Origin of the sequence: Heyndrickxia sp. FSL W8-0423 (genome assembly GCF_038009395.1) — a bacterium.
In the GTDB taxonomy this organism is placed as follows: domain Bacteria; phylum Bacillota; class Bacilli; order Bacillales; family Bacillaceae_C; genus Heyndrickxia; species Heyndrickxia sporothermodurans.
This window is the reverse complement of the sequence record NZ_JBBPBE010000001.1, coordinates 2762914-2783829: the sequence shown is the minus strand read 5'-3', so window position 1 is coordinate 2783829 and position 20916 is coordinate 2762914. Positions and strand designations below refer to the sequence as shown.

The 20916-nt window shown below is 35.2% G+C and carries 18 protein-coding genes and 1 pseudogene; 3 read left to right on the top strand and 16 right to left on the bottom strand.

Going from position 1 to position 20916, the window contains the following annotated elements:
* Positions 1–130: 130 nt before the first annotated feature.
* The gene (locus MKY81_RS14115; RefSeq protein WP_170112387.1) at positions 131–301 is read right to left on the bottom strand and encodes a hypothetical protein; all 171 of its coding nucleotides are present in this window, start codon (positions 299–301) and stop codon (positions 131–133) included.
* A gap of 116 nt (positions 302–417) precedes the next feature.
* Between MKY81_RS14115 and MKY81_RS14110 the strand changes: the two genes are divergently transcribed.
* On the top strand, positions 418–639 hold the full coding sequence (locus MKY81_RS14110) for a helix-turn-helix domain-containing protein (RefSeq protein ID WP_066231591.1): 222 nt from the start codon (positions 418–420) through the stop codon (positions 637–639).
* An 86-nt stretch (positions 640–725) separates the two neighbouring features.
* Here the strand turns inward: MKY81_RS14110 and trhA are convergent, their stop codons facing one another.
* The 6 genes and pseudogenes from trhA to MKY81_RS14080 all read right to left on the bottom strand — a co-directional run bounded on the left by trhA (position 726) and on the right by MKY81_RS14080 (position 11435).
* Positions 726–1361, bottom strand: coding sequence for a PAQR family membrane homeostasis protein TrhA (trhA, locus tag MKY81_RS14105; protein ID WP_066231594.1), 636 nt, complete (start codon positions 1359–1361; stop codon positions 726–728).
* Between the two features lie 365 nt (positions 1362–1726).
* Positions 1727–1927, bottom strand: a complete 201-nt coding sequence (locus MKY81_RS14100) for a cold-shock protein (protein WP_066231598.1) — start codon at positions 1925–1927, stop codon at positions 1727–1729.
* A 283-nt stretch (positions 1928–2210) separates the two neighbouring features.
* Positions 2211–5732, bottom strand: coding sequence for a S8 family serine peptidase (locus MKY81_RS14095; protein WP_341118092.1), 3522 nt, complete (start codon positions 5730–5732; stop codon positions 2211–2213).
* A gap of 42 nt (positions 5733–5774) precedes the next feature.
* On the bottom strand, positions 5775–6428 hold the full coding sequence (locus MKY81_RS14090) for a hypothetical protein (protein WP_341118091.1): 654 nt from the start codon (positions 6426–6428) through the stop codon (positions 5775–5777).
* Between the two features lie 55 nt (positions 6429–6483).
* Positions 6484–7197 (bottom strand): hypothetical protein, encoded by a 714-nt coding sequence (locus MKY81_RS14085; protein WP_341118090.1) that lies wholly within the window; start codon positions 7195–7197, stop codon positions 6484–6486.
* Between the two features lie 78 nt (positions 7198–7275).
* A pseudogene (locus MKY81_RS14080) lies at positions 7276–11435 on the bottom strand (S8 family serine peptidase).
* Positions 11436–11969: 534 nt separating this feature from the next.
* Here MKY81_RS14080 and MKY81_RS14075 point away from each other — a divergent pair.
* Positions 11970–12518: a signal peptidase I gene (locus tag MKY81_RS14075; RefSeq protein ID WP_107920226.1), complete on the top strand. Its 549-nt coding sequence runs from the start codon at positions 11970–11972 to the stop codon at positions 12516–12518.
* A 151-nt stretch (positions 12519–12669) separates the two neighbouring features.
* Here the strand turns inward: MKY81_RS14075 and MKY81_RS14070 are convergent, their stop codons facing one another.
* The 5 genes from MKY81_RS14070 to MKY81_RS14050 all read right to left on the bottom strand — a co-directional run bounded on the left by MKY81_RS14070 (position 12670) and on the right by MKY81_RS14050 (position 17755).
* A complete protein-coding gene (locus MKY81_RS14070; protein ID WP_108073102.1) occupies positions 12670–14109 on the bottom strand; it encodes a C39 family peptidase in 1440 nt (479 codons plus the stop codon).
* 182 nt (positions 14110–14291) lie between these two features.
* Positions 14292–15047 (bottom strand): amino acid ABC transporter ATP-binding protein, encoded by a 756-nt coding sequence (locus tag MKY81_RS14065; protein WP_107920227.1) that lies wholly within the window; start codon positions 15045–15047, stop codon positions 14292–14294.
* Between the two features lie 19 nt (positions 15048–15066).
* Positions 15067–15726 carry an amino acid ABC transporter permease gene (locus MKY81_RS14060; protein WP_107920228.1) on the bottom strand — a complete coding sequence of 220 codons (660 nt, stop codon included), beginning with the start codon at positions 15724–15726 and terminating at the stop codon, positions 15067–15069.
* A 45-nt stretch (positions 15727–15771) separates the two neighbouring features.
* Complete coding sequence (locus MKY81_RS14055; protein ID WP_327991300.1) at positions 15772–16923, bottom strand: saccharopine dehydrogenase family protein; 1152 nt, start codon at positions 16921–16923, stop codon at positions 15772–15774.
* Between the two features lie 31 nt (positions 16924–16954).
* The gene (locus tag MKY81_RS14050) at positions 16955–17755 is read right to left on the bottom strand and encodes a transporter substrate-binding domain-containing protein (protein ID WP_108073096.1); all 801 of its coding nucleotides are present in this window, start codon (positions 17753–17755) and stop codon (positions 16955–16957) included.
* 189 nt (positions 17756–17944) lie between these two features.
* Between MKY81_RS14050 and MKY81_RS14045 the strand changes: the two genes are divergently transcribed.
* Positions 17945–18619 (top strand): GntR family transcriptional regulator, encoded by a 675-nt coding sequence (locus MKY81_RS14045; RefSeq protein ID WP_108073094.1) that lies wholly within the window; start codon positions 17945–17947, stop codon positions 18617–18619.
* Positions 18620–18653: 34 nt separating this feature from the next.
* Here MKY81_RS14045 and ybaK read toward each other — a convergent pair whose 3' ends face one another.
* The 4 genes from ybaK to MKY81_RS14025 all read right to left on the bottom strand — a co-directional run bounded on the left by ybaK (position 18654) and on the right by MKY81_RS14025 (position 20819).
* Positions 18654–19130, bottom strand: a complete 477-nt coding sequence (gene ybaK, locus MKY81_RS14040; protein WP_107920232.1) for a Cys-tRNA(Pro) deacylase — start codon at positions 19128–19130, stop codon at positions 18654–18656.
* Positions 19131–19274: 144 nt separating this feature from the next.
* Positions 19275–19577: a hypothetical protein gene (locus MKY81_RS14035; protein WP_066233542.1), complete on the bottom strand. Its 303-nt coding sequence runs from the start codon at positions 19575–19577 to the stop codon at positions 19275–19277.
* A gap of 293 nt (positions 19578–19870) precedes the next feature.
* Complete coding sequence (locus tag MKY81_RS14030; protein ID WP_244913528.1) at positions 19871–20332, bottom strand: Gfo/Idh/MocA family protein; 462 nt, start codon at positions 20330–20332, stop codon at positions 19871–19873.
* Positions 20313–20819 (bottom strand): Gfo/Idh/MocA family protein, encoded by a 507-nt coding sequence (locus tag MKY81_RS14025; protein ID WP_341118085.1) that lies wholly within the window; start codon positions 20817–20819, stop codon positions 20313–20315. Before MKY81_RS14025 ends, MKY81_RS14030 begins: the two co-directional genes overlap by 20 nt.
* Positions 20820–20916 lie beyond the last annotated feature (97 nt).

Genomic DNA, 20916 nt, shown 5'->3' with positions numbered 1-20916 from the left:
CGGATAAATCGCCTGTGTCAAATAGTGAAAGGCAAGTGGAAAAGTAAGGTTGTTCGGGGTATCATTTCATGTGATACTCTCTTTTTGTTGTGAGAGGGAGAGTGCCCCCCTCGATCAATAAATTGATCAGTTAAAGTTTTTCTAATTCTTCTTCAAAATAAAAAGTAGCCGGATGCTCTTTTACAATATAAGAGTTACGCTTCATATTTGTAATATATTTTGCTTTGACAACTGTTACTTGTTCGTTAGTGGCTGATATTCTAACTAACTCATTTTTCGCAAATTTATAATTTCCCTTCATTTTTACACCTTCTTTATAATTATTATATCATAACTCGTTCATTTCTACAGATTGGTAATGATTCCTTTCTATTTCCAGCTAACTATGGTATACTTAATAAAAGTGAGGTGTTCGTTTTGACAAATTATAAGGCAAAAAAGAGTAACCTTAACACATTATTATTACAAAATAATATGGATTTGGAAGTATTAGAGCAAAATACGAAAATTCCAAAAAGTCAACTTGAAGACTATTTATCAAAAAAAGTAATGAATTTAAATACTGCCATGACAATTTCAAAAGAATTGAACTGTCAAATTGAAGATTTATATGAGTGGAAAACAATTTCAAAAAAATAATCCATCATCCAAATCTACATTTTAAAGGGGATATCCCATAAGTCTTAAAACTTATGAGACATCCCCTTTTAGCTTGAATTATTTCGTTATAAATAAAGTAATATACCGAAAAAGTGACAAGCCGATCCAGCCATAACAAAGATGTGCCAGATGGCATGATGGTATTTAAATCCTCTCCACATATAAAATATGGAACCAATCGTGTATATTAATCCTCCTGCAACTAACAAAATGATCCCGGTTTGACTTAAATTCATCAAAATAGGTTTCCAAATTGTTACAATCCCCCAACCCATAACTATATATAAAATAGTCGATGTAAAGAGATACTTTTTTACAAAAAAGCATTTAAAGATTGTACCCAAAATCGCTAATCCCCAAACGATTCCAAATATCGTCCACCCTTGCCACCCCTTAACAATAAGTAATAAATAAGGTGTATAGGTACCAGCAATAAAGAAGTAAATAGCGGAGTGATCAAATATCTCAAAAACATCTTTCGCCTTTCCTTCACAGAGTGCATGCACAAGTGTAGATGACATATATAGGAACAGCATCGTGATTCCATAAATTGTAAAACTAATAATATGCCACGCATTCCCATTAAGACTTGAAAAGATAATTAACAGAACAAGTCCGGCAACACTAAGAAGTGCACCGATCCCATGTGTAATAGAATTAGCTAATTCTTCCCCTTTGGAAAATGTATGAGTAGCTGCCAATAGGATCATTTCCTTTCATAACTAAATTATATATAACCTTGAAATAGTATGAACTATTCGAATATCGATTACTATTACCTAAAACAACAAAAGCCCTACCTCTCTTTTGTCCTAACGGCTCCTTGACCGTGCCAGTGTGAATCAGGCTATTTAAAGTCAAAATTCTACATTCTTGATGGAAAAATTCTGAAATTGATAGATGATTTTCTTGTAAATACAATTGAGGTAATTATGAATGGAAATTTAAGTGGTTTAAAGAACGGTTGTTTTTGCGAAAGACTATTAAAAACAACATTTTCGAAAAAAGCCAAAGAATAAAAAAGTGAAGCTCTACAATTGCAAAGCTTCACTTTCAATTGTTTTAATTAAGCTTTTTGAACGTTTGCAGCTTGGTCTCCACGTTGACCTTGCTCGATATCAAAAGTAACCTTTTGACCTTCTTCTAATGTTTTAAAGCCTTCGCCTTGAATCGCTGAGAAGTGAACGAATACATCGTCTCCACCTTCACGTTCGATAAATCCAAAACCTTTTTCACTATTAAACCATTTTACTGTACCTTGTACCATGTGTAGTTCCTCCTAGTGTGTCATGCACACAATGTATTACTATCCTTGCTCATTAGATATCAAGTCGATAAGCTTTTATTCACTTTTTCTACCATACATACCGAACAAAAATAATTCTACTTAAGAATAACAGAGGTTTAAGATAAAAGCAAGTTTTTATCGTCGGATAAATTGATTTTTTCATTTTTCATTTTGGTTATCATTGATATAACTGGTCACTATTCCCCGTTTCCTTTTGATAATGAACGCTCTCCAATCCGGGAAGGGCGTTCATTTGTCATTATTATTTCTTTTGCTTAACCGTAAATTTTGTCGGTTCTGCTTCCACTTTAAAACCATCAGCATCACTAGCTTCCGTATAAATGGAATAAGTTCCGTCCGGTAAGTCCTTCTTAGGCTTCCAATTCATGTGAATTTCTGCTTGATGCTTTACATCGAAAGTGTCGACAATCTTTCCGTCCGGCCCTACAATTTTAAAGTTCCAATCTACTTTTTTAATAGCAAATCCATTGATTTGCAGTGGAACATCCTCATTAACATTTGAACCATATATACCAAGATAGTTAATTAACATGTCTTTATTGATATAGCCTGGGTCCCCCCATACATTGAATCCAACGTTTAATGCCCAGTCAATTCCAATAATGACCATGCCTTTTGGCTCTACCTTTGAGAGGTACGAAGTTGCACCTTCGGGAATCGATTGATATTGTCCATTAATCCAAAGGATCGCACCATCATATCCACTCCCGCCTTCATTGTCCTCCGCATTCCACGAAATTTTGTATTTTCCATCAACCGGCTCTACTTTAATATTATCAATAGTAGGGGCAACTGAATCAATTTTAACTGGCATTTTCACCTTTTGCGGTTTGGCATTTTTGTAATCTAGTGTACTTGTAATCGTTAATTGATATTCTCCATCCGGAACAACTTTCCCTTGATCATCTGTTGCATCCCAAGGATACACTTCCGCAGATACTGAGAAATCATTATACGCCATGATGTTCTTCGAAAATTTCCATGGAGACCCATCAGGTGTAAATTCACTAAAGTTTCCTAATTGGCGGATTTTCTTTCCATTATTGTTCTCAACTGAAAGATTCACTTCTTTCAAATTTCTAAATACTGTAAAGGAAGGATACACTCCAGATAATACGGAATTTGGTGAGTATGCAATGTGGTTCATATTAAACTCTCCCGTTTGAGCATCATAACCTAACGGCATTTCGCTCATTTCATCCCATAATACGGTATAGCCTAAAAATACATCTTTATCCCATGCTGGTGAATCAATATTCTTTAGTGAGTCCCACTGACCATAAAAGCCCATATATGGCATGGATAATTCAGGCAGGTCTTTATTCACAGGTACAAAACGGACAAATCCTTCAACAAAACTATTTTTCCGTAAATCTTTTGGCAAAATTAGATCGACATGTACATTTTGCTTCTTTCCATCTTTAACTTTTATCTTTACTGGTTTGTCATAAGAAATCTCTTTCCCGTTTAATAATCCAACCGCATTTTTTACACGTTTACTTGAAAGTGTTAAATAATCGTGAGATCGGTCGGGTTTGCCATCACCATTTAGATCATATTCCTTATATTCCGTATCGTCTGTTAAGACATCCAAATAAACATTATACTCAACCTCTTCTGATTTTTTCTCTGAGAGAGGGATTACATTTAAATCAAATTGGGCCATTTGATTTTTTATTTCCTTCAATGCAACTGATCCTTTGCTTTCTGCACTAGCTGCTTTATTTTCTATTAATACTGGTGTTTGCAAGGCATTTTTAATTTGCATCATGCCTGCCCCTTGTTTGCGTGGAGAATAAGGAATCTTATTATTTGAGTTTGGATCATACTCGATCTTGGATGTATTCATTAAAGCGGTTTTTGTCTTTAAAATCGTATTCATATTTTTTGGTAATCCTTTTTCATAAAAGGATTGAAGGACAAGTGTTGCTCCCCCAACAACGTGCGGAGTGGCCATTGATGTCCCACTATATACATCATATTGATTATCAAAAACGGTTGAATAAATACCACCACCAGGTGCTGTGATTTCTGGTTTAAAATCAAGTGTATGTGGTGCACCTATAGAAGAAAAATCAGATATTTCATCATGGTTTGGATTTTCAACCCATAATCCCCCACTAAGTTGTGCAGAAACCGCTCGACCGTTTTGAAGCTCATTGATAAGTTTCTTTCCATCTTTCACACTTGTAACAACAGCTGGAATTGAATATGGACTGAAATCTGATTCCTTGTAATCACCCCATGCAGGTGTTGGTGCAATAATAACCGCTATAGCACCTCTATCTTGAGCATTAAATTGGAGATGCGAATTGATTCCTAGATCAATATCCGGTTGTACAACAGCAATTTTATTTTTTACATCAATATTTTTGTAATCATTTGCGCTCCCTTTACCCGCAAATACGAGTGGGTACTCTTTCCCTTTTTCCATTGCCTTTTTCAGTTTTAAATAACTTGGTTCATAATAAGCAATTTCGTCTCCAGTAGTTAACTTCAAACTAGGTTTATGAACAACATTATTTTCGTATGATGCAACTTGTAATGCATACGGACTGACACCTGGTGATCCTAAAATACCTATATCCGGATTATCCGCATATGGTTTTGTGGAAGATGAAAGCTTGTCATTTTTTGTACTGTAATAGGCATTTCCACCTGCAGCAACAACTAATACACCGTTATTCGTTGCAAGTCGTATCGCTTTTTGTACAGTATCATCCTCTTCACCAACGAATCCGCCATCAGAACCTAAGCTTAAATTGATGACATCTGCTCCCATTTCAACAGCATGGTTGATTCCGGCAACAATATCATCCTCGTATGCGCCCCCGCCATTATCTGAGAATACTTTTTCTGCTAGAATTTGGACATTAGGCGCAATTCCTTTGACGCCATCTTTCTCTTCATCACCGTTGGCCCCGATCGTTCCGGATACATGCATGCCATGTGAACTTTCGTATGGAAGTACATCGTCATCTTTGTCCGCCCAATCATAGCCGGTTGGTACTTTATCGGTATACCAGCGATCATCTACTTCAGTTTCGTCAAGCTTGCTTTGTATATTCTCTTTTGTTAGCTTCTCTTTTCCCTTTCCTTTATCCGACATCACCATGTCTTTATGGCGATAATCAACTCCGGAATCGACGACACCGACAAGCATTCCTTCACCTTTAAACCCTAGTTCTTCCCACACCTGTTGGGCTTGTACCAAACCTTTTGAGGATTTCATTGCTTCTGAGTACGTATTTGCAATAGATACATTAGCAACACCATTAATTTTCTTAATAGCATCCATATTACGAAACTCTGTTTCAATACTAAACCCATTAAATCCCCGAACAAATTGATGTCTTAGTTTTGTCTTTATTCGTTTTTTCGTTAATTGATTAATCACTTGATCGTGAGTTTTTAATTTTTTCTTTTCTTCGAATACACTTGTTTTTATGTCCATCAATGGCTCATCGGTTAATTCAACTATTAATCTCACTTTCTCTTTAGGTGCAAATGGTTTATTCGTAGCTTTATTAATATCAGCCTTTGTGATTCCTAGTTTATTTTTGGCATCAAGATTCGCCTTTTGCTTTTGTTCTCTTAGGATTTCCTGCCCTTTTTGAACTATTGATTCAACGTTAACCTTACTTTGGTTACTAGTTTGCTCTGTTTTTGCGAAACTATAATTACTGCCGCTAATTAATAGTGCTGCTAGTATACCCATACTTATTATTTTATATGGTATCGACCGCCGGCTTCTCCGTTTCATATATGGTCCTCCTCGTTAACAAACAATCTATATTACTAGTAATTATTGTTCCTTAGAATCTTTCGGTTCCTCATCTTCATCAGGTTCATTCGTATTCGAATCACTAGAATGCTTTTTCACCTCTACATTATCCTGAACATTCTTTCCACTGTCGGCTTGTGAATCTTCCTTTGTTTTATCACCAGGCAGATCCTCAGTATGATCTTTCGCTTCTGCATTTACATTCGGTTTATCCTTGCTTTTTTCAATTGGTTTATTTTGCTCTTCTGTTTTCTCCACAGTTGCTAAAAGCTTCCTTTGATCGAGTGGTTCACGGATCATTTCATCAATATAATTTTTGAGTCCGGTAAGATGATAGCTTACTTCTGTTTTCTCACAGGAAACGGCTTGTTTTATTTTTGCTACAAAAGATTCACCAGGGCTCAATATTTTTTGTTCGTTTTCCAACTGAACGGGAATCTCCATATTCGAAATATTTTTTATTGAAATCACTTGCGAAATTTCGCAATTTTTCAAGTATGATACTTCTTTCTTTGAAATTGATAAAAGATCTTTCGTCGTTGCATTCGTTATTTTTCCACTTGCTTTAATTTCCGAGGTGAACCACGCATAGGTATTCGCTTTTCCTACAATAAAAAACAGGCAATAGATTAAAATAGTGAATTGAATGAGTTTAAAATAATGCTTTTTATTCATACAATCCCTTCCTTACTACAAAGGCAGTCAAATAATTGACTGCCTCCTTTGTTTATTATTCTCCGTCGTACTTAGAACCTTCATCTGTTTGTTTTGCTTGTACTTTCAAATCGGCTGAATAGCTGACACCTTGATAGTCATTGTTTGCACTTTCATCAAGTTTGACAGCAAATAATAGATCAATATATTGATCTGATTTTAAACGCCAGAATGGTTTATTTGTGCCATCTCCTAGAACCCAGTCTTTTGCAGAGGTTGCTTTCAGTGCAGCAACCCCTTCTTCTCCAACAAATCCTGTAACAGCAGTAACTCCTGGGGCAACTTCAATTTCACCATTAGACGCTTTCATTGTATTTACGACATTCGTTGTACCATCAAATAATTTTTCTAGCTTAATTTTCGAAGCTTTTAGGACGTCTCCGCTAGGTTTTTCCTTGTATTTCAGAGCGATATAACCAACTTTATATTTTTTAATATTAATATCTTTATCCAATGATTGGTTTAACGTAGCTTTGATATGAGAACCTTGTGATCCTGTATTATCAATCGTTAACCATTCACCATACTTTAATTGAGAAGGAGCAAAATCAACTCCATCAATGATTTTTTCAGTAATGTTTTGACCATTATTCAATTGCAAAGTACCGTTGGCAATTTGCCCTGATGCATTTGTCTCAGATGTAAACCAAGAATACGTACCAAATCCTGCCGAAACGACTAGTGCTCCTACTAATGTAGTTCCCAATAATGCTTTCTTCATCTTTTTCATTAATAATGTCCTCCCTTTTCTAATAAATAGTTTATTAACTTGGGGTGGGTATTCTATGATGTTTACTGCATATTTTCATTATTTTTTCGGTTCAAGACCTAACGCACGTAAGAAGTCTTCTAATCCTTTTTTGCCAAGTTTCTCTTGAGGCTTTGCATTTTTCTTCGCTGTCGCTCCGACTTTTAAGAAGTTCTTTTCAATGAAACGAACATCTTTTTCATCGACAATGCCGTCTTGATTGATGTCTACTTTCGCTTGTTTTTTACCGTAGAATGTAGACAATTGTACGATATCGTAAATATCGACGACTCCATCACCATTTACATCCCCCGCATAATTGCTCTCCATACGGGTGTTATAAGATATTCCGATCAATTCTCCATCTACTGTTTCACTAAGCTTGACTGATTGTTTACTCGTTAAATGACCTGGAACTTCTACATAAATATCATAGTCTTTTTCTGAAACTGGAATTCCATGGATTTCAGCATATCCTCTATTATCAATTGAACCTTGATATTTCTTTCCATTACCTGCTTGTGCATATACTTTTGCGCCTATTTTAGAAAAATCAATATTGGCATTTGTACCATCTTCTTTTAAGAAGCCTTCAATATCCGCATATCCACTTACAACAGAGTGCTTCGGAATAATTGAAAATTGATCATTTGCAAATCCAGGAATCGTTATTGACTCAGATGTTCCCGATTTTGTATATGAAAACTCATTAACGCTTAATTGTACTAATTCACTATAATTTTCATCATTTACTACTTTAAAGCTCACATCAAGGAATGGGGTATCTCCATCGAATCCTTGGAAGTCTTTTTGATCAATGGCTGCTCCGACATTAACTGTATTGTCCCAAAAACCTTCTTCAATTTTTGGCTTTGCAAGATTAATCTTCAAATGGTTATCTTTTGCATATTTTTCAAATGCTTTATTTACCTTTACACCCATAAATTCAATTAATTGGTTCGAATATTCAACCCCAAATGATCCAGATAAAAGCTTTTTCACATTATTTACATTCAATGTCATCGTTATTGTATCACCGAGCTTTACTTTTTCTTTATCATAGCTAGGCAATACATACTCTGTCCCCTCTTTAACAAAAGTATAGCTATTTGCTTTTCCAAGGAAATCAGCAGCCGTTGCTAAATCAACTGGCAAAAGCTTTAAATTGACAGGTTCTTCAAGCTCCTCCGGCAGGACACCAAATTTGATATCTCCATTTGGCTGTACTGGCAGCGTACCTGATGGCCAAGGTGAATTTTGATAATAATAGAGTGAATTCGCTGACTGATCATACTTCAGTCCTTTTGATTTTAATACATCAATGGTAGAATCATAGACATTTCCATGTACCCATAATGCATGATAGCCATCTTCATCGGTATACATTGAGTCATCGACTTCATAGAAGTTTGGCTTATAATCTTTGTATGTTACTTCTGGTGCTTTATTATCTACAATAATCACTGAATCATTTATATAAGACTTTCCTTTTTCATCGGTTGAAATCACTTCAAAAATATAATCCCCATCCTCTAAACGAATCGGCTTATCCGCAATTGGTTTAGATGGATCGTTTGTGAACGGATAAACAGTTCCACTGAATGCCCATAATAAATATTTTTCTTCATCCGGTTCAATTTTATCTGCTTCAAAAATAGAACCGATGAAGCCTACAGGTTCACCTGTTTTTCCGTCTTTTACGAGAATATCAATCGTTTTCATTGGGCTTTTCAATTTAAAGATTCCATTTACAAATGGATTTAAGAATGGATGAAACTTTGATGTGTTAGTTGCCACTGCAGGTCTATCTAGTTCAAAATAATCAACACCTTGATCTGTGTAACGGATTGCAAATGGAATTTGATAGTTTTCCTCATTATTTTGTTTACAAAATGAATATAGCCTTCATATCGTCCGTTTGCCGCATCCAATGGGACATGTATAGCTGGTTTAACTTCTTTCTTTCCTTCTGAAGATACGGAAATAGAATCAGGGATTTTAACCTCGACGCCATTTTTCTTCGCATCTTGTATATTATCTTTTGCTGGTAAAAACTCTACTTTGACCTTAAATTCTTTATCTTCTTTTTCATGATTTTCAATCATTACCTTTTTGTCCAAATTTAATTCTTCATCTTTTTGATAGTGACTTCCAAACGCGATTGAACCCGTTTCCTCATCAATTTCTACGGTTTCCTTTCCTTCAACATTTTCTGTTTTATCAAGAACCTTTAAAGAAACACCTGCATGTGCTGCTTCATAGACATCAATTCGCCCTGCACCTACTTCATTCACTGAGTATTTTTCTTTCATCTCATCAGCAGTATTCATTAAAGCAGCCTTTACATCAAATGGTGTATAGTCCGGATGTTCTTGTAGAAGTAATGCGGCTGCGCCTGCAACATGTGGAGATGCCATTGAAGTTCCTTGCATGCGTGTGTAGGCAATATCGTAATTATCTCCATCCTCAGGATCATTCATATATTCAGGATAAGTTGAGAAGATAGCTACTCCTGGTGCAACTACATCCGGTTTAATATCATAGTTTTGCGCTACCGGACCACGGGAACTGAAATCCGCTAAGTGATCGCCTTCAGTTTGTACACTTCCTAGTAATCCGAAGGTAAATTTGACATTTTCTTGAGATTTTAAATGTTCACCATCCGCTTTAGAGAGCTGGAAAGTTGGAATATAGCCAGTGCTTTCTCCTAAGTAAGCTGCAATCTCACCTTCGACGTTGTTGTAGACGATAACCGCTTCTGCACCTGCTTTTTTAGCGTTTTGAATTTTTTCGTCAAAAGAGATATCACCACGTTGGATTAAAGCTAACTTACCTTTTAAATCTTTCCCTTCAAAGTCGCTGCTTTTTCCTAGCCCAACAAAGACAACATCTAAAGATTTATCTTTCAAGTCTTCCAATTTGTCAGTAAAATTCTTACCTAATAGTTTTATTGCGCTATACTTCTTATTACCGGCACTTGCTGAATAGGTGGCAATCGTTTGGGATACATCACTTGCACCAACCGTAATTGCTAACGCCGATGTACCTGGAGAACCTACCGTGTTTTCATTTGGCCCAGCGTTACCTGCTGCAACAACGGAGACTACTCCTGAAAGCATTGCGTTGTTAATTGCCACAGATGTTGGATAAAGTGCATCGTTCACACTTGCACCTAATGATAAGTTGATAACATCCATATCATCTGCGACTGCCTTGTCTATTCCTGCAAGAACATCATCTGTATACCCACTTCCATAAGGTCCAAGGACTCGGTATACATATAGGTATGATTCAGGCGCAACCCCTTCAACAGCATAATCAACTTGATTTTTCTTTTGTCCTGCGATAGTTCCCGAAACATGGGTTCCATGCGAGGTGTAATAGGTAGATCCTGTGGCAGGATTTACTTCCGGATACCCCGACTTTTTCCAATCATCATAAGTTGCCTCCATTGGATCAGAATCATTATCAACGAAATCATAACCGCCTTTATAAGCGTTTTTTAAATCGGGATGGTTGTAGTCAACTCCTGTATCAATAACCCCCACCTTGATTCCTTTTCCCGTAACATTCTCATCATGAAGCTTGTCCGCACCAATTTGTTGATTACTGTCTGCTGATCCGGATTGGGCAGTAGATTTCAAATCTTTTGGCTCTTTAGGGAGATCCAATTTAATTTCTTTGTTATTCCAAATACGCTTGACAACATCTGATTTTACTAACTCTTCGAGCATATTTCCTGGTACAGTTACAGCAACTCCATTAAATGCATTTTTATATTCCCTAGTAATCTTTGATTCATTTACATTTTGACTATAAGCAATTTTTAAGCCTGTTAATTTATTAAATTCTTTTTTAAATTGTTGATGGGATGCCTCTACTTTTATTTTGGCGGAAGATAAAGCCACTTTCTTTCCCTTTGCTGCCTGTTTCATTAATTCCACCTTTGCAGGTGCTTGCTTGAATTCAACAATGACGTCGACTAATTCAGGAGAATTCACATTAATATCTGGAGAAATAACAAACCCTGGACCAACTTCTAGCTGCTTTAGTGCCCTTCTTTGCTCGTCATTTAAATTTTTCAATATTCCTTCTGCTTTTGTAACCTTAGTTTGCCCTTGATCTTTTGCAAGGACATTATTGGGAACACCTGAAGAAGCAATTATACTCACAGTCAAAGCTGAACCCAACAATATGTTCCCTAATTTTCTCTTTTTCATACCCTTCCTCCCCCGTTTACCATTTTTCAAGTGAAAAGCAAGATGTGATTTTTTCTAGAAGTATCTTTTAACAAGACAATTAGTTTATATAGATTAGAAAATTCAATATAAACAAAATTGAACAAATATTCACTTAACACAATTGTATAGGAGACAAGATATGACGTAAATTGGGGTAATTGAATAATTGAAATTCAGGTCTTTTAGACCATTATTTGGTAGGTATTAACTCATAAATATGTTGCTATTATGTTTAAAAATAGAGGGATAAGACTTTGTTCCTGATGTCTATTCGCCTATCCATAGTAGAAAAAAGGGAAAATCACAGTCGAAATTACCCCAAATTGGTCATTACCTGAAAATTGGTTAAGTTAAGGAAACAAGAGAAATAATAAGAATTATCTATATTTCCATCGGAATATCAGGAAAATCAGGGTAATATAACGGTTTTTAAATGTAGAAAAACAGTTTACAATGACGAAAGAAAACTGTCTTTGTTGAACATTCTGAAAATAAAAGAAGGTTGTGAAGCTTATGATTAAAAAACTATCAAAATTTATTTCTATCCTTTTTCTTGCAATTATCTTTTTTGTCATTGTTTTTCTACTCTATTTCTCATTTCAATCAAAAAAGCATCCTGAAAAAGTACCTACACTCTTTGGAATCAGTCCTTTAACCGTCTTAACAAATAGTATGCATCCTTTTATTAAAGCTGGAGATTTAGTTTTTATTAAAAAGGTTGAGCCATCTGAAGTGAAAGTAAATGATGTAATAACTTTTAAAGAAACACCGACAAAATTTATTACACACCGTGTAACCGCTATTAAAAAGAATAAAGGTACCATCGGGTTTGTTACGAAAGGCGACAATAATAATGTAGCTGATTCTAAAATTGTTGCATCCAATCAACTCATTGGAAGCCTACAATTAAAAATTCCGAAAGCAGGATATTTTTCAAAGTTTGTTAGCGGACCTATCGGATTTATCCTTTTAATCCTAATCCCAGCCACCGGCTATATTTGTTTAGAAGTTTATGAAAGACTATCAAAACAAAAGAAAAAACAAACACCTGACACACTATAACTTCACAAAAAAATTATTTAAAAATAATACTTAAACTATACTAAAAAGGCACCTTGTGAAAATTTCACAAGGTGCCTGACACTTCTGTTGATACTTCTGTAAAGACACTTCTGTTAAATACACTCCCGTAAATAACTTTTATAAAGGCGCTTTAGTAATAGCTAATTGCTTGGTTGCCGAATTGTTTCCAGCCTTCGATGAATTGTTTAAGTGGTTTCTTTTTATTTTTCTTACCGTCCATTGGGTCATTAAAGTAGACGTATTTTTTGTCATAGCCGGTAATTAGAACTGAGTGTTCTTTATAGGTGATACGAATTTTGCTATGAGGTGTATACCAAGTTGTCCAATACTTACTAGGTACATAGCGGAACCAACTCGTTGTGACGACCCAGACCGGATGTCCTGCAGCGACATAATCCTTTACTTTATCAAAAGAACTCCCTGTCAAATCAACAATTCGATTTGGCAAATATTTTGAGCCTAAAGATGCGATGGGTCCATGATAAACAGCAAGGCCCGGTTTTTTGAAGGTGTATATATCCCCAACAAAACCGTAATATGGATTACCAAAATATTTTTTCCCGTTTTTTACCTTATATTTCGTCGGATCCTTTTTCACCTTGGAGGCAAGGGTCATCTTACTTACTTTCACCCCTGCATCACCTAACAGCATTGCTAAACTAGTAACTTCGCATCCCCTTGCAAGTTCTGGAAACTGTTTAACAACTGGCGCAGATACCACTTTTTTGGTTGGCCGATTTTTTGCTTTTACCTTAACTTTCTTTGTTTTACTCTTATTCCCGGCAGCGTCTATAGCATAAATATCAAAAGAGGAATTTGCCTTCTGTAATGGCATCCTATATGTGAATTTTCCCGAAGTTCCTGTTTTAATTTTAGCCAGCCGTTTTTTTCCTTTGTAAATAAAGACCGTTGCCCTCGCCTCAGTTATTCCTTTAATAGAAAACGATTTGTCCGTAACTAATTCCATTTTGGGTTCTGCAGGTGGTATTTTGTCCGCAACTGTTACAGTAACAGTTCCACTTTTTCTCCCTGCTTTATCAATTACATATACCGATACCTTCGTGCCAGCCTTCAAAGGTCTCTTATCGTCGAAGTCCATTTTAAAAGATTTCGAGTTTTTTAGTTGCATAGATTTTACTTTTTTATTTATTGTAATGTAAATTGTACTATTGGGTTCAGCCGTTCCAGTTAAAAAAGTACTTTTGTTTGAAATGGGGTTTAAAACTGGTTTTTTGGGTGCGGGTGCCGCTTGTACCTTTTGATAAATAATCTGTTGTTCATCATCTTTAATAAAAATGAATTTTACCTGTTTGCCTGCTTTTAATAATGAAGAAGGGTAAAATTCAAAATAACCCGTATCCGCATTATATGTTTTTAGACTTAATTTCTGTTCATCTACAAATGCCTCTACTGAAGTTTGGTTCGCAGCTTTGCCAGTAATTACTTGATCTTTATCATTGAATGGATTTATAACGGGAGACCATTCGTCCGCCAAAACCGATTGTTTAAATCCACATAACGCAGCAAAAAAAAGAATAACAAATGGGATGACTTTCACTATCTTGACCAAATTCCCTTTCTCCTCCCTATTTAACAGATAAATTTTAATTTTCTATTTTTATTATATTATCAAATTTTCAGTTAATTATATAGATCAATTTTCCATTTTATCGTGTATTTAAGATATCTCCAGAATCAAACATAAAAAAAGCACCTAGTTTTTTACGACTAGTTGCTTTTTTTATTGCATTTTTAAATCGCCTCACTTTTTGAAAGAAAACGTTTCGTTCTTTCTTCCTTTGGATAATTAAAAATTTGATCTGGTGTCCCTTCTTCAACGATCACTCCACCATCCATAAAAATAATTCGATCGGCTACTTCTCGTGCAAATCCCATTTCATGTGTTACAACGACCATGGTCATCCCTTCTTGTGCCAATTCCTTCATTACTAATAAAACTTCGCGTACAAGTTCTGGGTCAAGCGCTGATGTAGGTTCATCATACAGCATAACCATCGGTTCCATAGATAGAGCTCTAGCAATTGCGACCCTTTGTTGCTGCCCACCTGAAAGTTGTGATGGATAATGATGAGACCTTTCCCCAAGTCCTACCTTTTCCAATAAGGTTTCCGCAAGCTTCCTAGCTTTCTCCCGTTGCATTTTTTTTATCACAATCGGACCTTCCATAACATTTTCAATCGCGGTTTTATGAGGAAATAAATTAAATTGTTGAAAAACAAATCCGGTATTTTTCCGTATTTCGTTTATAATTGACTTCCGACTTTTGTTCAGCTTTTCCCCAGCGATTAAACTCCGTTGACCGACGTGGATAACCCCTTCGTTTGGTTCCTCTAAATAAGTAATACATCTTAGTAACGTTGATTTCCCTGATCCACTCGGCCCCATAATAACAACAACTTCACTTTTGTTTACAGAGAGATCAATTCCTTTCAATACTTCATTACCTGCAAAGGACTTTTTTATATTTTCTAATTGAACTACCGTCATACCTATCCCCCTTCAATAATTATGATTGAACTAAATGTTTTGATGTTTTCTTCTCCATTTTGTCTAAAAGGATAGTAAAAAATGTTATTAATATCCAATATAAAGCTGCAGCCAGTAAGTAAATAGTTAATGGTTCAAAAGTTTTCGCAATTAACAATGAGGACATTTGCAATAGTTCTGTAACGGTAATGACAGATACTAGCGATGTATCTTTTATAAGAACAATAAATGTATTTGATAATGTAGGAATAGCTATGCGGATACTTTGAGGTAAAATAATTCTTCTTAATGCTTGCCCGTAGGTCATTCCTAAAGAAACCGAAGCTTCCATTTGCCCTTTATCAACCGACATTATTGCAGAACGGAAAGATTCGCATAAATAAGCTCCAGCATTTAAGCTTAGTGCAAGAATTCCTGAAGGTATTGGATCCAATTCAATATTTATTTGGGGAAGACCGTAATAAATAACAAATATTTGAACTAAAAGTGGTGTTCCACGAAAAATAGATACATAGATTGAAGCAATTGCTTTTAATAATTTTATTTTTGATAAGCGCGCTAAAGCGGTAAAGAAACCTAAAACTAGCGCAATCAATATTGAAACAATGGCTAAAAGAATGGTCATTAATGTTGCATTTAATAAAGTAGGTAATGATTCAATAATTATTGAGACATCCATGAAGTTTCCCCCATTCATCCATTAAGAAAGTGTTCTTTAACAAGACTACATGGTTATTTCCTGAAAATTAATCGTAACTCCTAATCTTTGTAATTCTTCCATAAATGGTTCAAAACGATTTCCGACAATAACATTTTCAATAGGTACGACACCAACTTCCTTCACTTTTCCAGAAGCAATCCAATGTGCTAATAACATTGCAGGTAGTGCCGTTGTTTTGGCCATCGAAGTAATATTTCGGTCGTGGTCATAAAAATCAACCATCTCCCATAAATACTTCATCTGTTTTTCTGCTTTTTTACCGGTTACCTCTACACGTAATACGGTAATATCTTCATTCGATTTTCCTTTTAGCTTTGGAGTCAGCACCTTTTCGGTGAATAATCTAGGAGAAATCTGGTGGCCTTGAATATCAATTGGAGTTTCGTCAAAGAAGCCTAGTTCAGCTAATGTCGCCATTTTATCCCAGTGACCAGCATAACGAACAGTTTTTTCATATAATCTATTAACCTTGTTTTTTAGTGTATAGGCTGTACTATGAGCATCAGTAATTACTGCCTCACATTCTCCCACTGGATCAGGGAAGGTTATCTTTTCTAATCCGGATAGAGGTGGTAATTCGACTAGTTTTCCATATTCAGCAGCTGTTGCCGGTCTAGTGTAAAGTCCCATAACACTTTCAAGGCGAAAAACAACTTGATACCATAAAGGTGGTAATGGATGTCTTGGAATGCCTCCACAAATCATTACTGCTTCATCTGCTTCATCAAGCATTTGGATTCCTTGGGCAGCAAGAAAATTTGTGATACCTGGAGCTACACCACAACCGGGCATAATAATCACCCCTGCCTCTCTTGCTTGTTGATCAAGCTGCATCTTCTCATCAATCTTTGAACCTACCAGATCGACTATATGACATTTAGCTCTAATTGCAGCGTGAATCACAGGCAAGCTTAATGAATGTGGTAAACATGCTACTGCAATATCAGCATCTTTAAGGACTTGATAAATTTCCTCGTCAGAATTTAGTGAAGTTGTTAAACCGGTCACTTTAGAATGTTGTGCTTTTTTCAGGCATTTATCGATACTATCTTGACTGACATCGACTGCAGTGATTTGATCAATACTCGAATACTTAACAAGTTCACTAACTACAGTGGTTCCAATCATCCCAGTTCCTAACACTTTTACTTGCATATAAACCACTCCTTAATTGATGTAAATAAAATTACTTTACTAAAGGCTCAGTTCCAAACCATTTTTTATAGATTTCATTATACTTACCGTCTTCTTTCATCTCTTGTAATATTTGATTGACTTTTTTAACGAAATCTTCATTTCCTTTTTTTACAGCCATGCCAATTTCGTCTTTATTTAAAATGTCACTTGTAATTTGAATTGGAAGGTTCTTTTCTTTGATGTTGTAGCTCATTAACAATTGGTCATTAATAATCACATCAAGTCTTTTATTAATTAAATCTTGTACGTAGTCGTTCATTGCTTTGTAAAGCTTAACATTTGCTCCATCAACACTTTTTGCAACTTCTTCAAATGTTGTTCCACCGCCGACCCCAACATCTTTACCTTTAATATCATTCAAAACCTTAATGTTATCTGTATCTTTTCTTGTAACTAACACAGAACCTGTCACTACGTACGGATCGGTAAAATCCACGCTTTTCTTTCTCTCATCTGTCACTGTCATTTGACCGATAATAATATCAAATTTATCCGATTTTAACCCTCCAATAAGACTTTCCCACTTTGTCGCAACAAACTCCGTCTTTACTCCCAACCGTTTTGCCATTTCATTTGATATGTCTACATCGAATCCCTCATATTCTTTTTTATCATTCAAAAAGTTAAAAGGAGGGTAAGTCCCTTCAAAACCGACTTTTAGAACTTTAGCATCTTCCACTCGATCAAGTACACCTTTTTTGCTGCTACCCCCTGATTCTTTGCTTCCACAACCTGACGCAATTCCCACAAAAACCAACAATGCGAGCATTAACAACCAATATTTCCTCATACTCCATCCCCCTCATAATTTTTGTCCTTTGATAATGCTTACACATTTTTTATATATTGTTGCTCAAAATTGTAGTACAATTTATATGTAGTTTAAAGCTAAAAGATTCATTCTGTCAATATATTTTGAATATTTAGTCCAAATGAAACAATCATATCTATTGAAAGTAAGGGTAAGGTGGGGATAACAATGAAAAAAACATCCATGGAAAACGTGGTATATCAACATTTAAGAAATGCCATTTTATCTAGGAAATTGGCACCTGGTAAACAATTAAAAGAAACGACCATATCCGAGGCATTACAAGTTAGCCGCACTCCAATTCGTAATGCCATTCAAAAATTATCACTTGAAGGTCTCGTCGATCTGATACCTAACAAAGGTGCATTCGTAACAAATCCAACAAGAGATGAAATTATACAAGCATATCAATTAAGGGATAAATTAGAATATATGGCGGTATGTACAGCCATCGATTATATGGATGAAAATGATTATGAAGAAATCAGTCGTTTAATTGAGGAAGAACATAAGGTGTTAGTAGAAAAGAATGTAGAAGAATATGTAACTGCAAACAAACAATTTCATTTATTAATAACGAGAAAATGCCAAAACAAATTTTTAAATAGTTTTATTGAGACACTTATTAACCAAACTAGCATTTATTTAATCCTATATGACGATTTTTTCGAAAATCCTTTGCAGAAACCTTATAGTCCAAAGGAGCACAAACGAATACTTGAATTAATTAAAAACAATAAAAAAGATGAGCTTAAAATTGAGTTAAGCAAACATTTCGAACATGCATTGGAAAGTGTAGATAATCAGTATAGGGGATATCAAGAATTGGATGAGATTTTTTAAATCTATTAAAGGGTTAGGTAATATTTACTAACCCTTATTTAGACAAATCCACGTATCGGGCCTTCACTACTCTTTCTAAACTTTCTGGCTCCAACTCAATTTGCACGCCAATATTTCCTCCGCTTACAATAATTGTATCTAGTGTTCGTGCTTTTGCATCAATAAAAGTAGGAAATAATTTTTTCATACCGATCGGGGAACAACCACCACGGACATATCCGGATACTTTGATAATATCCTTTACTGGAATCATTTCTATCTTCTTTTCCTCTGCAGCCTTTGCTGCTTTCTTTAGGTCAAGCTCAGCATCAACTGGTATGATAAACACATAGTATGCCTTGCTTGAGCCTTGGGAGATTAGGGTTTTATATACGACTCCATCTTCTCTTCCAATTTTTTCAGCAACTGACACTCCATCAATTTTCCCGTCATCAGTTGTGTAAGTCATCATTTTATATGTGATTTTTTCCTTATCTAGTATTCTCATCGCATTCGTCTTTCCTTTTTTCATTTCTTCAGCCTTCCTAAGTTCCAAGTTGAATTAATTTTTTTGAATATCCCACAATACTACATTTTTAGTCTACCTTTAGGGTTTATTGGTTCAACGACTTTCTATACCGTATAAAAAACAGGGTCTTCACTTCGCTGTTTTAGATCAAAGAATAACTAAAACAACTACGAGATATAAAATGATATACGCGAGATATAAATAAACTATATTGAGATTTAAACGCTTACACATTATTCTTAGCATATCGACTAGTTTATTGTTATTTATGAACCACTGTATAACAAGTGCAGCAAGAGCTAATCCTAAAATAATTTGAAGTGCGAGATTATCGGTTAAACATTCAAATAAAGGAAGCAGTTTTAATGCAATCGTGAATGCAACAAAGGATAAAAAAGACTCAAACGCTTTATTAGGTTGTACTTGCCTTTCTTCTTGTAATGGATTCACTGTCCTTTTCCCTCCTCTTTATATATTAATTTTCTTATTATTTTCTCCACTGTAGATTCCCAGTACTGAATTGATGTAGGTCCAGTATAGTCTTTATTTTTATAATGGACTGACATATTGTAATAAAAACGTTTCTTTTCAGCGTAACTATAAGAATTTGAAACCCAAGATCATGCATAGGAAGGTTTAAAATAGAATTGGTAAAATCTATTTCTACCCAAGCTGAACTATCACAGAAAGATGCCGCAAAAGTGGTTGACTTCTTTTTAGAACTAATTACGCTAAACTATATATTAATTTGCCAAAATCTTATCTAATATAACTTGGTTTTCATATCCATCTTGAATTGTTGGTAAATCTCTATCTAATTTGTCAAAAATAATATATTCATATACTTTTTCCAAAAACGGATAAAAAGCAGGATAATAAGCCTTCGCTTCTAAAGTAAGATGAACAGGAATATTCTCTTGTTGAAGAATATGGATTTTTTTTAATGGTTTACTTCCTTTTCCATATTTAAGAGTATTATCATTCATCAGCACAATCGTTCCCGCACTACCAAATATCCTTAATTGGGATCCGAATCCATGGTTTACCCCTGAAAGCAGTTGAAGGGAAAAAGTAGAATTATTCTTCATCTTTCCATGAATGAAAAAAGCATCATCTGCATCCCGAAACTCACCTGCTCCTTCTGGAACATGTGTGTGTACAAAGCCATTAATTTTTTCTATTTCATCACCTACTATCCATCTCATTACATTCGATCATATGTGATCCAATTGCACCTAACATTCCACCAAATTGTTTTTTTTGCGCCATCCATCCTCTACTTGTTAAGTGAAGATGCTCATATTGTGCACTCGAAATATGATAATCAAAATGAATAAGATCCCCAATATTGTTTTGAAATAATTTTTTCATTTTTTGCCTGATAGGAAGAAATCTCCATTCAAAATCTATCATTACTTTGGCGGAATAGTGTGTCGTTAGTTCTATTAATTCTCTCGATTCATGGCGATTCATTGTAAATGGCTTTTCGCAAACAATATTAATTCCTTTTTTTAGTGCTGTTTTAACCATATTATAGTGAAACGGAGGCAATGAACTTACAAATAATAGATCGAGTTCTTCATAATCTATCATTTTGTTCCAGTTTCGATAATGTTTAGGAATAGTTGATTCACTAAATATTCCATCTGGGATTTGATGACGATTCATCGTGCAAACTGCAGTTAATTTCATCCTAGGATGTGTTTGAATAATGGGAGCTTGAACCCACTCGCATCACGGCTCTCCTCCTCCTAAATTAAGAGCAGTAGATTTTGTCTACTGCTTCTAG

Excerpts from the sequence above, each read along its gene's own strand:
- MKY81_RS14115 (WP_170112387.1), bottom strand. The coding sequence starts at position 301 with ATGAAGGGAAATTATAAATTTGCGAAAAATGAGTTAGTTAGAATATCA.
- MKY81_RS14100 (WP_066231598.1), bottom strand. The coding sequence starts at position 1,927 with ATGGTACAAGGTACAGTAAAATGGTTTAATAGTGAAAAAGGTTTTGGA.
- MKY81_RS14095 (WP_341118092.1), bottom strand. The coding sequence starts at position 5,732 with ATGAAACGGAGAAGCCGGCGGTCGATACCATATAAAATAATAAGTATG.
- MKY81_RS14090 (WP_341118091.1), bottom strand. The coding sequence starts at position 6,428 with ATGAATAAAAAGCATTATTTTAAACTCATTCAATTCACTATTTTAATC.
- MKY81_RS14085 (WP_341118090.1), bottom strand. The coding sequence starts at position 7,197 with ATGAAAAAGATGAAGAAAGCATTATTGGGAACTACATTAGTAGGAGCA.
- MKY81_RS14075 (WP_107920226.1), top strand. The coding sequence starts at position 11,970 with ATGATTAAAAAACTATCAAAATTTATTTCTATCCTTTTTCTTGCAATT.
- MKY81_RS14065 (WP_107920227.1), bottom strand. The coding sequence starts at position 15,047 with ATGACGGTAGTTCAATTAGAAAATATAAAAAAGTCCTTTGCAGGTAAT.
- MKY81_RS14060 (WP_107920228.1), bottom strand. The coding sequence starts at position 15,726 with ATGGATGTCTCAATAATTATTGAATCATTACCTACTTTATTAAATGCA.
- MKY81_RS14055 (WP_327991300.1), bottom strand. The coding sequence starts at position 16,923 with ATGCAAGTAAAAGTGTTAGGAACTGGGATGATTGGAACCACTGTAGTT.
- MKY81_RS14050 (WP_108073096.1), bottom strand. The coding sequence starts at position 17,755 with ATGAGGAAATATTGGTTGTTAATGCTCGCATTGTTGGTTTTTGTGGGA.
- MKY81_RS14045 (WP_108073094.1), top strand. The coding sequence starts at position 17,945 with ATGAAAAAAACATCCATGGAAAACGTGGTATATCAACATTTAAGAAAT.
- ybaK (WP_107920232.1), bottom strand. The coding sequence starts at position 19,130 with ATGAAAAAAGGAAAGACGAATGCGATGAGAATACTAGATAAGGAAAAA.
- MKY81_RS14030 (WP_244913528.1), bottom strand. The coding sequence starts at position 20,332 with ATGAGATGGATAGTAGGTGATGAAATAGAAAAAATTAATGGCTTTGTA.
- MKY81_RS14025 (WP_341118085.1), bottom strand. The coding sequence starts at position 20,819 with ATGAAATTAACTGCAGTTTGCACGATGAATCGTCATCAAATCCCAGAT.